At 41.4% G+C, this 14,085-nt stretch carries 2 protein-coding genes; both read right to left on the bottom strand.

The window, feature by feature from the left end; all coding sequences use genetic code 11:
• Nucleotides 1-94 precede the first annotated feature (94 nt).
• A complete protein-coding gene (locus FHS57_RS29650) occupies nucleotides 95-7,879 on the bottom strand; it encodes an RHS repeat domain-containing protein (RefSeq protein WP_183980099.1) in 7,785 nt (2,594 codons plus the stop codon).
• A 9-nt stretch (nucleotides 7,880-7,888) separates the two neighbouring features.
• Nucleotides 7,889-13,813: a carbohydrate binding domain-containing protein gene (locus FHS57_RS29645; RefSeq protein ID WP_221225767.1), complete on the bottom strand. Its 5,925-nt coding sequence runs from the start codon at nucleotides 13,811-13,813 to the stop codon at nucleotides 7,889-7,891.
• Between the last annotated feature and the right edge of the window lie 272 nt (nucleotides 13,814-14,085).

Here is a 14,085-nt window from a genome sequence, read left to right as displayed (position 1 = left end):
TGCTTTAATCATCTTAATTTTCACTGCGGTCAAAGACCGCTTTTCACACGTACGAAGGTGGAACCTTCGCACAGCGAGGTGTTTACCTGTTTTGTTACTTACTACTCCAAGTAAATGACGTTCTTGTGTTACCTGCTGTTGGATTGGATCTACCAACTCTAATCCTTCCACGATTAATGCTATTATTTCCACTTGTTAAAAGGTTTATAATTTTCGTTTCTCTTTCTCTCAATAATTTTTGAGCATTAGGAGAGTTTGTCTCAAAATTTGCATTGACATTAATGATAATATCTGCATTACTTCCAGATTCATTATATAGATTTTTTATATTATTTATTTGATTATTAGCATCATTTTTATTGGTAAAATGTGAAGTATTTGGATCAAAAGCAACATTGACAGATGCTGTTTGAGGTGATGGGGAAACACCAGGTGGAGGTGAACTTATTGTTAAATCCATATCTATTTGATTTGTTTCTTCGGGTATTGTTGTTTTTATAACATTCAATGTAGGCAAAGGTGTTCTTTTGTAAAAATAAGTCCCTGTAAAGGCCTCTGAATGTATCCCCTTATCTTTCGATTCTTTGTAATTATAATCCTCATCGAATTTTCCAAAGAAATTTCCCGTTTTTTTTGAGGATCTTTTTGCTCTTTCAGCAAAGACATCCAAATCATCCACGCCTTCATATGAAAGTGCTTGAGTTTCATAAACTTTTGTAATTAGTAATACCTTTTTATCAGTTATTCTCTTTCCTTTCAACTTACCTTTATAATAAAGAATATTCATATCTTCTTCATTTTCGTGATAGTGAATAGTCGTTTTGTTTTCTCCATTTTTGTAAGTGACCCTTGTCACAATATAAGCCTCTAACCCATCCAAATCAATACTATTTATGGGCATATTACTTGCAAACTGATAAGGCGTTAATTCAGGATAATCTTTGGTTATTGGATCCTCACTTAAAAACCTCGCCACTGCTGGGTTATACAATCTAAATCCATAGTCTTGTATCAAGCCTGTTCCCCAATCGGTATCGTTTTCTTTGCCGTTGTAGCCGTACCTAAACAGCCCCAGCCCCCCTGGCCCCCCAGTAGGGGGTAAATTATAACTACGTTCTTTTATTTCCATACCAAAGGCGTAGTAGTCGGAGGTGGTGAGAACAGAAGCCCCAAGCCCCCCTTGCCCCCCAGTAGGGGGTAAAAGTCGGCTGTCGCTAATGGTTGCCAGCACATTACCTAAGTGGTTGGTGAGTTCGTATTGGGTGGTATTTCTGGTGTGGGTGTAGGGCAATACTACGCCACGGGTATCGTCACGGCTTAGTAAACCACTTGGCAAAGAGGCTATGGCAGGTATGGGCGGTATTTCCTTTTGTGGGCGGTACATTCCCAATCGTCCGCTACCGTAGAGGTGTTGCTCTGCCCAAATCAGTTTGTTATCGGCGGTTTTTTCATATACGGCAAGGGTGTTGCCTTGGGCATCACGTATGTAAACCCCCACCTGTCCTCCCCCAGTAGGGGAGGTAATATTTTTCTCTACTCTATTTCCTAAGGCATCGTAGGCGTAGGTTATGCGGGTGCCGTTGGTTTTGCGTACTTGGGTTACTTTGTTTTGGAGGTTCCAGTCTATTTGCTGTATGCCTTCGCTGGCATCGGCTATGAGGTTGCCAATAGCATCGTAGGTATAATTGTTAGTGGGCTGGTTGTCCAAATCGTGGGTATAGTTGGCGGTGGGTACGCCGTCTTTTACCTGTGCCAAGCGGTTGGTGGCTAAGGCAGAGCTTGGGTTGCCTGTATAAGTGCTGCCGTCGGTGTTGTAATACACGTATTTCAAATCGTCCATTTGAGGCACGGTAGTATTGCCATTGCGTAACAGGCTCTGTATGTTGCCGTTGGCATCGTAGGTCAGTGCCATGCGGTAGGCACCGTTGGGGCTTGGGGTGGCGGTAGTGCCAGCAAAATCCCAAGCGTTTTGGGTTTTTATACGGTTCAGTTGGTCATAGCGGTAGTGCATTCCCATGCCTCCTTTGGGTTTGAGGTAGGTGTACATTGAGCGTATGTTACCGTTGTATAATTCCGCAGGCGTACTGTGGTAGTTGCCCGAGGTCAAAGGCTGTAAAGGTTGCCCAATGGTTGGGGCAGTGCCAATGGCTTGGTAGTCGTTTTGGTAATAACTCAACCAATAGCTATACACATCGGGAGCGGTAGGGCGGTTGGCGTTTTGGTAGCCCTGCTCATCGCCACTTATGGGTCCTTGCTGGCTTGGGGCTATGCCGTCTCGTCCTGCATCTTGGGCAGGGGTGGCGGCAAAACCGTTTACGCCTTTTATCCAACCTTGCAGGTTATACACGTGGTCAATGCCCTGCACACGGTCGGTGCCTAATTCGGTGCGTGCCAAGGGTCCGTGGCGGTAGTATTTATAGCGGGCATCGTTTTCCCACACAATGCCTTCGGTGCTGGTATGTACTGCCGTGAGGCGGTTGTCGGCATCGTAGGTATTGCGGTGTATAAACTGGTCGGGGTAGCCGCTTTGATAGTGTACTTCGTTTACTTTGCCACTTACCAAGTCAAAACGGTAGGCAATGTGCTTGCTTTGGTTGCGTATGTTGCCCGCACCAAAAGGCGAGTTTTTGCCAAAATCCTGTAAAATATCACTTACATTGCCGCCAATATCATAGCGGTAGTGGGTGGCGTGGTCATAATCAAAGGCATTTTGGGTAACATTTGTGGCAAAATAGGCCACAGTACCAATGCGGTTGCGTAGGTTGGGTTGTCCGCCCAAAGCTGCCGCAATGGCTTGGCTGGCAGGGCGGTCGTAAAAGGTATGCGTTATTTCGCTGCGTACATGGGTAGGCAGGGTAATGAAAGTCTCAAAGTTTTGGTAATTGAACGCCATACGTTTGAGGTCTTCACCTGGTCTAAGAGCTGTTTTCCCTACTTCAATGTTCCGTCCTAAGCGGTCGTAAAGAGTGTATGCTGCTGAGCGTTCGGGGCGTTGTTTGGCATTTTGGCTTACTACAATGCGTCCGAGGCGGTCATAAAAAAACTCACTTACCCCTGCATCGGGCGTGGTTTGCCACACCACGCCATTGAGGGCATTATGGCGATACGTGGTGGTCAGTATATGGCTGGGAACTAAGCGGTTACGGTTGTTTCGGGCAGTTTGTACGGCTGCCAATTGGGTATTGGGCAAGGGCATAACCCCCGCAGGCGGTACGGTACGCACCAAATTGCCGCTTTGGTCGTAGTAATACAGCGTAAAGTGGTATTCAGCAATTTTGTAGTTCATCGTAAACGTTTCGGCAGCTTGCAGGCAGTGGGCGGTATAACCATTGAGCAAGGCATGAAACACCGAGTCACGGTATTGTTCGTAGCGGCGAGCGGCACGGTCACGGGCAATAGCCGCCATCAGGCTGTCGCAAGGCGTGTAGGCAAGGCTTGGCGAGGGCAACGGCATATCACACAGAGCATTACAACCACATACATTGGCAGGAATGTAGCGTACCACGGTTGAGTCTTTGCCCGATGTGGGTTTACGGCCGTTGCCGTCCTGTTTGCCACAAATCATTTGGAGGTTATCCAACGAAAATAGACGACGAACACTGTTGTCGGTTTTTACGAGTGTAACCACCGCTTGGGTAGCGTTGCCACTGTTCCAGTCGAAATAACGGTGCTGAATAATGCGGAGCTGTGCCACCGTAGGCGTTACAGTTCCCAGCACTTGTCCATTTACCAACACCTGAAACGTCATGGTGCCATTGGTAGATTGGGCGGCGGTATTCCAAACACCATAATCAAACGACAAGGTGTAGTTTGTATTGGGCTGAACGGTAGCGGTTTTACTGATAATGGTTTGAGTATTGGCAAGGGCATCGGCAATAAATCCACGAGAAGGCAACACAAAACCTTGTGCCACACCCGCAGGCGACCATTGATTGGCTACCACATGGTTTACGGTGCTTACATACCCGCCTGCTGTTTCAAAATTGAGGTTAAACGGATTCTGGCAAACGTTAGTTTGTTCACAAAGGGGTGTCCAGAACTCTTTGAAATCAGGGTATTTGCCAATGGGTACAAATTCAGCTCCTGTAAATTGGGCAATGTAACAAACGCCTTTGTAGTTTACGATGTCGCCCAATTGATAGCGTTGGGTATAGCTGTATTCCTTATCGCAGGTACAGGCATTCACCAAGGAATCTTGGGCGGGGCGACCTTCACAGTAAAACAGTTCACAAGAGGCATTGATATTCAAAATGGTTTTGTACGCACCATTAACGATGATATGCAGTTTGGCAGTTTTGTAATCAATAATTTCTAAACAAGTCGGAAAAATAGGTTTGCTCCAATCTACCGTTGTGTCGGGTTTCATGGTGAGGTTACAGTTTGCGGTTTTTATTTCAATACCGCTATTGGCAAATGGCGAAATCCGCACCTCTTTATTATCGCCCGAACCCCACATACGGGTACGCATCACGCTGTCCATTCCTGCAATATTATCGGCTCTTACGGTGGTGTTTTGCGTAGTCCAGCCTTTGTAATTGAGGTAATAAACCATGACTTTAAAGGCTTCCATTTCGGGGCAAGTGGGGCAGATGAGTCCGTTTTGTGGGTCATCTACATTCATAAAATCCCGTTGCTGCTCAGGCGTAAGGTCATAAATAGACGTTGTGAGCGAATCGGTATTCGGGAACTGCACGTCATTGATAGTCGGGAAACGCACGGCAGCATTAAGGTATAGTTCTCTTAGCGTTAAATTGCTCAAAGTGCCTCCTCCCGAAAGTATATCAATGGTACAATTTCGAGTAGCACAGCCTATGTAATTGTTCGTTACACACCCAGGTTTATTTCTCACATACGCCTCACGGGCTTTCTGGATAAATTCCTGTTTCAACGAAAAATACAGTCCTCTGAACATCTCCCATTCTTCGTTGTCGTTGATGCCATCGCCCCATGCTCCATTACAAACATTGATGTCTGTTCCAGATGGGCAATTACTCATAAATACGGCAATGTATTGAATGGATTTACCGTTTGAAAATTGGCTAAATTTGGCGGCAAATTGCTGTTTTAGAGTCCCTTGCAAGACCGTAGTATAAAAGGCATCTTGGTTCAAAAACAAATTTATATCGTTCAATAAGCCCGCCTGTTGAGCCTCCTGAAAAGTGAGCGTGCTTACTAATTTAGTGTCAAACTCGTTAGATTGCGTCATGGTATTGCAAAACTCCAAATAGCAATACTCTGGGTGCAAGGGTAGTAGTTTTTCTGCCAAACCATCGGGCCAATTGGCTATCAATTTTTTAAGACTATCGGCATTAGCAGTATAATAAGACAGCGGATGAGTTTGCCCTAAAACAGTAACCTGAATATTTTGTAAACCGCTATAATTAATGCGTTTGATGGCCGTGTTTACATCATTTGTATTAAATATTGAAATCGGAGACGCCGTCAAACTTACGTCTCCGTCGTTATTCAAATACTGAGCATATTGCCCCCCTGGATAAAGGTCGTTGATCATTGAAATACGAGCCACATCGCACAGCGTCGGCAATTGTGGCTTGCACCACAAGCTATCGCAGACTTGGCGAGCCTGTGCCAAAGCAGCGGCTTGTGTGATTTGAGCCGCTTCGGCTTCACAAGCCTCGCAGGCAGTCATACAGCGGGTACTATCGAGATTGGCTATTTCATCGTTTAGAAAATCCTGATAGGTTTCTAAGCATACATTGTTGGGGTCGTTCAGAATAGCATTGGCGTAGGTGATAGCGGCTTGTTGATTCACTACCAATTTACGACTTACGGTATAGCTTCCACGATTGAGATTGAGCGAAAAATTAAAAGCCGAAGAGGCATTGGCATCATTACAAAGTGTATTGAGGTTGGTCAATGTACCTACGGTGAAGGCAGTATCTTTCAGAGCAATGCCACATTCGTCGTTTACTACTTTTATCTTAATATCGTAGATACAATCCAAACAATAATTAGCACCGTTGCACGAAAGAGCGTCATACGTGCGTGGGTTTAATTCGTACCTAAATTGATGCACGGTATTGTCGTCTGGCACTAAAAAAGATTCGGAAGCCAACAACATTCCTTCACCAAAAGCAGGGGGGACAGAATTATCCAATAAATTGGTCGTTACCACATCCGAGCGATAAGAATCCAATCTATCCAGACTTTCGGGGTTTTTACCTGCCAAAGCAGAGGCGACGGTTTTTCCGTCTAAGTCCACGTAGCTTACGGCTGCTTGTCCGTTGGCATCTACCACCATGTTCATTTGGTAATGTTCCCGATAGCCTACGTCAGTTCCAAACAATCGGTCTAAACGTTCTTGGGTAGGCTTGCCGTAGTAGAACTTGGTATCGTGATTTTGAATGCCATTGGTGGTTTTCCCAGGCTGGAAAATTTCACCCACACCACCCTGACGAACTACACGAGTAGTATTATCGGGCGTATATTTGACAGTCGAGAAAGGATAACCGTAGGCTTCAGGAATGTAGGCGTTGAAGCCATTCCTAATGTCATTATTCTTTGAATAATAATTTCCTGACCCTTGATTATTAGGCTGTTTGAGCGGATTGATGATAGAAGGAGAACAAACATCTGCCCCTTTTATGTCAAAATCAAGATAGGAATAAGGTTGCCCCGCTTGGTTTTGGTTGAAATTGGCGTAGTATTTTATGGCGGAATAGGTAACAGGGGCGGGCAAAATATTGACTGCAGGCCGACCGTGTCTATCATAAATCGTTTCGGCAACTATGGCATTATGGTCAGTACTGATGCTTGTTACGATTTGACGTTCCCTCATCGTGCCATCCCTATACTTGGCTACGGTTTTACTTTTGCCCTCCTCGGCAAACGTAGTTACCGATTGCCAATTAATTTTGTCAGTAGTATGTGTTTGGGCATCTATTTTATATTTATGAGGGAAACTACCGACCGTAAAAATATGATTAGCGGGGAATCCACCTCCTGCGTCTAAATCAAAGTTACCAAAATACATTCGGTCAAAATTGCTTCCTGCCATTCCGTAGCCACGCACCCGAAATACCAAATAGCCATGTTCTTGCACCAAAGGCATGGTGTATTCGTTTTTTTCGAGTAAAATTCGGGTACTGTTATTTTTGAAGGAAAATCTTAGTTGGCTGGCTGGTAGATAATTGGTAATATCATCCGAATAGTCATCAACAAACGTGTATTCCAACTCATAACCTTCGGCATAGGGCAAGGCTTCCCAATTTAGGATTAATTCGTTGTTGTTGTTTTGATAATTTATCTGGACATTTTCAACCAACTGATTTACATTGCCTACCCCTGTTTGATAGATATTATTGAAATTATAGTACCGTTCAATCTCCGTAAATGCCTGTAATTCAATAAAATTACGGTGGTCGTTGGTGATAGAAATTGAGGTACTTGTACCGTTAAGTGTCTCAAGCGTAATGCTGTTTGCGGAGTATTCAACCTGCACTTTATAGGCATTCGGAATCAGTAATAAATCCAGATTTTTGTATTTTGCTCCTTCCGTTGGGTCAAATTCTATCGTTAGGATTTTGTTTTCTACAACAGGAGTCGAAAACGAATTATTGTTTAGAAAATACGTAATCCTCACAGGAACTTTTGCTCGAAACGCCGTAAGATTGGGTATATTTTCAGTTTTTAAGCGAAGCTGAATATAGCTTTTTACCTCTTTTGTTTTGTAAGCATCATTGTTAAAGGTAAAGTCTGCCACCTCGGCGGTTAGGGTTTTGTTTATTCCCCAATGAGAAAAAACTGCATTATTAAGCGAATACCCGGTAATGGTACTACTCTCAAATTTTTCTTTTTTGGCAAAAGCACTATTTGCTATCGCCATGATAGTAAGAATGAAAAGGGTTATTTTTTTCATGACGATTGATTATTTTTTAGCTGCTCCAAAATTTACTTCCTGCAAAGTGACCACCGATTTTTCGGTTTCTTTTTTCACTCGTTTGAGGTTTTTCTTGTTGTTGTACTCATAGAAAGTGGCAAAGTTGTTTTCATCGAGCGTTGCCATCAGCGAGTAGTCCCGTTCGTCGTACACATACGATTTCATGTTGGCATCGGCAGGATGAATCCTGACATCGTCGAAATAGGTATTGGGCGAGAAAATCAGTTTTATCTGAGTATTTGTTGCAGGTGTTGTAAAACGCTTTTCAATCCGCTGCCAACCATCCAGTATTTGTCCTTCGGGGCGAGCGGTAATGGAAATGGCAGGATTCCCCGAACCCATCGTTATTTTTACGTTGGCATTTTGATAATCTATGGTATTGCTCGAAGCATTGGCTTCCCGTACCCAAAGCGATAGGATGTATTCTTTGTTGGGTTGAAGTTGAAATTCAGGTTCACAGTCACACTTTTCACTTAGAGACGGAAAATCAAATTTTGAATAATCATCTTCTCTATTGTAAATGCGGTCAATTACTTCTACTACTTTTTCACATTCGTAGGCTACATTCGCATTTTTAATAATTTTGGTAAATTCAGTTGCCCCAGTTTTCATGGAATAATTACCTGTATGAGCCTGCTCATTGCTTCGGAAAGTAGGATACTGAGTCGAAAGGAGCGTATAATGATTATCGTCAGGGCAAGGCATATAATCTTCAAAGCCATCAAAGAGCATTTCGTGGTAGCGGGCATTGGCCGTGGTGGCATTGACCATGCCGTCAAAATTACTAAACGACACGCTTGAATAAATACCAATGGCGTTTTTGCTCTCCAAAGGCTGCGATTCGGCATCTACCATGGTTACTTTTTCGGGTGCTATCCAAAGGTTGTAATTACTTGCTCCCTGATTGGTAAAGCCCAGCCACCGACCACTATTGACACGGTTCCAGAACGGTACGAAGTTTTGGATAGCACCATCTGTACGCAATACGGGGTTGGTAGCGGTTTGTGTTCTATCATCCACAAATTTATAGGTAGCCACAGGTTGCCAAGCTCCTAAATTTTTGACGGTGCTTAAGACTTGCCTAAATGCAGGTTTGGGACCATAAGAACACGTATCACAAACAATATCCTTGGTTTTATTATCAAATACCACAGCATTGGCATCAATGATTTGTTTTTGAGCATTTATTTCCAAGCGATTATTTACGATAGGATTTTTCAGTAACACAAGGCTTCCAATAGCCGAGGTAGCTACATTTCGTTTTCCTGATTGAATGATTTTGAGTTTGCCATTAGCATATGCCCCGTTTATTGAAAAATTACTTCTATAAAGTGTGTGGAAGTTTAACTTTGTAGTATTATTCTGTAAACTGACACTTTCTATGACTAATTTAATGCCACCAGTACCACCTAGTTTTTCCATAAAAACTATATCTCCAACTTCAAAATAGCTATGGTCGCCTTGCAGTTGAATTTCATTAGACGTTATTTGTATTGGAGGATTTAACCAAACTTCCGTACCAACATTCTCACAAGCCATTCCCATTCCTTCATACGCCCAGTGAGCGGGGTAAGTGAAATTGTAGATAGGGTCTTTGAACTCATTGGTGGTTTGTGTCAATAAAACGGCTCCTGTTTTGGCATCCCAAAGCAGATTTTTGGTGGCAATGGTCGAGCCTTTATCGGTAACTACTACGCTATCCAAAATCCCCTGCTGACGGATGTGTTTGGTTAGGGTGAAGGAGGAGAAAGATTTTTTTTCAAACGAAAAATCAGGGACAAACGAAGGTACTACAACAAGTGTACTCCAATTTATGTCAAGATTACCTTTAAGGCTTCCAGAATAAGATTCCGTATCAAATCGGCGGGCATCTCCTGTCAGTAGGGTTTCAACACCCATTGTTTGATTAATAGATATATTTCTATTTTCATCAATAGATGGCACCTCATTTATTAGTACCCCATTGTTATTTGACTTGTAATAATATTTTTTTTGCGAAACAAGGTTATTACCCTCACCATAGATTGATTCTGACTTAGGTTTTCCATGCATATCATTGGAGACAATACTGTACCCCATGACTGTTGCCATATAGTCATTGGAAATTCCGAACATTGGAGTGAGTTTTAGCTTTGGTACTCTTTTCGTCTCTTTTTTTGTTTCTAATTCTTGAATAGGGAAATCACGAGCTGTATAAAATTCATAGATGGTATTCCCTGTTCCTTCTTCCGTCTGCTGATTTACAACAGGATTTTGAGTAACTTTTACATTACTATATACTATGCTGGCAGAAGGAAACAGAGATTTTCCAATCGGGCCAGTTAAAAATTTATTGTCATCGGGTTGTAGTACATTTTTTTCTTTAAAATGAATCGGCTGATACCAGGGGTTTTCATCTTCGCCTATCTCGGGTTCATAAGAAGCTACTCCCGAACTAATAATCTTGCCGTTTTCTGTTTTGGAGTAATCATAGACGATTGAATAAGCCGATTCAGTTGCAGGTGTGCCAGCCATTTCATTCCAATGGTCCGAAACTGTTATTTTCTGCACTCTTGCTCCGCTACCCCCTATTTTTCGATAAGATGGTTCATACAAACGAATGAATGATTTGGATAAATCAATTTTACTTGCAATTTTATCATTTCTAAGTTTGCGATAAGGTCCAAATTTAATAATCCCTTTGATTAAGTCAGACGTAGGCCCTGTATCAAATAATCCTGGCATATTTTCAAGATCTGTATTTTCACTTATCCCAACAGGATTATCAACACCAAACAAAACATGAGGATATGTATGCTTCACAAACTCCCATCCTATTTTTGATATTTGATTTGCATTATCATTATTCCCATCCGCAATTGGTGCCCCTTTTAGTTCTATCCAACCATAACTATATTGATTCCCATCTTTAATCACACCACACTCTTTAATATTGAGAAAAGCAGGAATTTCCTCGTACTTAGAAAAGCTTCTATCAACATTTAGGTAAAACTTCCCATAAAAGTTGGCATGAGGGTTATCTAAAATTGACCCATATTTGCTATCAGTAGGGTCTGTTAGGTATTCTACTTTTAGTTTTTCTTTTGCTTCAATTTCCGACAGCGTACCCACAAAAGGTGTTTTCAGTTTGAATATCAAATAATTATGCGGGCTGTTGTCAGTATATAATGTATTTTCTGTGATTTTGCTGGTTGGTTTTTCTTTTACTACACCTACGATTGGTGTCATGTACATTGCTCGTTTATTCTGTACATAGGCATAATCATGTGCTTCATAATTTATCGTTATTTCCCCCCCAAAAGGTAGTTTGATGGAATTTAACAACCAAGCTGCCGCTGATTGATTTGTTACAGTAGGGTTATCTTGTGGAACATAAGGGAATTTCTTATTATCTAATGAAATTGGAAAATTAGAGTTGGTTTTATAATTTCCCCATCTATCTACTGATAGTTCATCATACGGTTTGTTGAAGCCATAGCCAAATTCATAGGCACTATGTTTTCCTTTGTGGCTGCTACCCTCTTTAAAATAAACCTTATTCAAGGTTAGCTTTCCCAACGAGTTGTTATTGAAAATGCCTTTGCAAAGCGGATTTGTATCATCATATTGAAAATACACTTTTTTCAGTGGCATTGGAATAGGTTTATTCAATTCAGCCATTGAATAAATTAATACAGAATCCAGTTTTTGTAATTTTTTATTTGGGTCTTTTAAGTCATATGCATCCGCTCGGTTAGAATAGTAAAATCTGGCCACCTCATTTTTTGATTCGATGGAATGTATTAGCCATATTTCCTTTGTTCCCTCTGAGTAAAATGCTTTGGCATCCCTATCATCGGCTACATTTCCTTTGTCGGCTCCCACTTTTTCAAGACTGTTGTTACTCCGCCAATAAAAATTTGAGTCTAATAAACTGTAATTGAATTTTACATAATCCCCCAAATCGTTCACACTTGGGCCGTTGGCATCAACATCTATATAATTGGGCGATAGAACCGAACCAAGTAAAAAAGCATGAGCATAAGCTGGTGTGTGGGTCACTGAAAGATACCCATCTTTACCACCGTCGAAAGTAGCTGAAAACTGATTTACAACTCGATTTGTTTCATAGCTGTTATCAACCTCATTATCATTAATAGAATAGGAAAACTCTCGTTTTTCATTATTTATAGCAGGGATATTAAACACGTATTTTTGACCATCTGGTTTCAGGCAGATCATTTCAGAGAGCTGATTTTCTGACCTATTTTGAGCAATACGAGGTAGATAAGTAACTTGGCCATTTGAAAATTCGTTAAGTTTATAAGAAGAAATAAATTGTTGAAAGCCCTTTTCTTGGGTTTCTTTGGCATTTAAATAGTATATTACATCAAGTCTTTTATCACGGTTGGAATTAAGAAAGTTATCTCTTGTAATGCTAAGTTCATTATCCTCAACATTAATTTTGAACTCCTTGGTTTGGCCACCCCAATAGGGAATATGGCTTAGGATAGGGGCAATTGGTTTTATTCCTGAAAGTTGATATATCGGATTGGCATTAAACATCACATCCGATGGGTTTTTAAAATACACCTTCTCTGATAAGCTTCTAGTCAGATTATTAAAATCAACATTTGGAAGAAGTCTATTTGAGTTTCCATCCCATTTAGAAGAAGCATTTCTGGTATAGCCCCCACGTATTTCGGCTCCTATATGGCCATCGGTTGGGCCAAAACCTAAGTCAATTTCAGCACCTAAGGCATTATTGTTTGTCTTAACAAAAGGATCAAAAGCTACAAATACATTATTACGTTTCAATTCAAAAATCCCGCCTATGCCTTGCCCAGCCACCGAATAAATATCAGGGGTGTTAAAAGTAAATGGCAAATTAGGTTTATCTTCCAACATGACCCCATCTTGTTCTCGCACAAAATCCATCAATGCCGCTTCATTGTTTTTTCCAAAATCAGCATAAAGAGATCCAAAAGCTGGACTAACTACTTCATTTATAGAAAGTGTTTGAACTACTTTATTGAAATTTAGCTCTCCCCCGACATTTGCTAATGGGAAGGCATAGCCTGCTTTAACCTTATAATCATAATTCTTGGTTTCAAAAGGCAAGTCAACCTTTGGGGTGTAGGTCGAGGTCGAAAAATCGTATCCAGCACCTGAAGTTAAACTTTTAGTTTTAATTTTAGAAGGCCTAATACGCAACTTTTCGTTCACTATCTTACTCTGTCCGACTTCTACGCCTTTATTCTTAGTCCAGTCATAACTAAAGCCTACATAGGGATTAATATTTGTTCCATGCTGTGAATTGGAGGAAACTCCAATTCCTGCATTTGCTGCCCATCCTCCTATATGTCCACTAAACCCTGGTCTAATTTTGGCATCTATGCCCCATCCGCTTGTATTGTTGAAAAATACTCCAACACTGGCATTAAGACTTGCAGAATATTGTCTGTCTAATGAGTCACTATCTTTGCGGTTGATACCTAAAATTTCTAATGAAAATCCAATATCCTTACCAATCGTAATATTAGGCTTCATACTGACCTGCCGTTTCACCAAGTCACCCTTAAAATCATCGGGCAATCCTCTTACTTGTCGGGTAATGGCTCCTACGTTCAAATTCCAGCCGAGTCCTACCATAGAGGCTTCTTGCTCCATGGTAACTTGGCTGTTGTAATTGATATTGACAGGGTAGCCTCCAATAGAAAATAATTGGATTTGATGCCTAAATTCTCCCGTTGGAGGATCCACCATATCGGTCATGGTAACAGGTTGAAAACTTTGAACTTCAGGCTGGGATGGGCCAGAAGTTTGGGCAAAGGAAGTGAGTTGGATGAAGTAGATAAGAATAAAAATCAGTTTATTCTTCATTTGTATATTATTTTGGGATGTTTTCATTGGATTGGGCATGCCGTCTGCCATTAGCACTCTACTGGTAGAAATGTTGTTCATTGATAGAAAATGAAAGGGATTCTTGAGCCAGATTTCAAAACGTACTTTGTATCAATAAAATTAGGATTAGATAGAACTCTTGGAGCAATTCTCTTAATCAGCAATTCAAAATTTGATACTAACATAATTCTATATGTTTTCGTTTTTTACCTACTCTACAAGCTTTTCGGTATCCGCTCCCATGGTCTTTATGCCGCTAATAGGGGCCTTCTTGAACAAAGCCGTAGCTAGCCCCCATGATT

Origin of the sequence: Runella defluvii (genome assembly GCF_014195535.1) — a bacterium.
In the GTDB taxonomy this organism is placed as follows: Bacteria; Bacteroidota; Bacteroidia; order Cytophagales; family Spirosomataceae; genus Runella; species Runella defluvii.
This window is presented reverse-complemented; position numbering and strand designations above follow the sequence as displayed.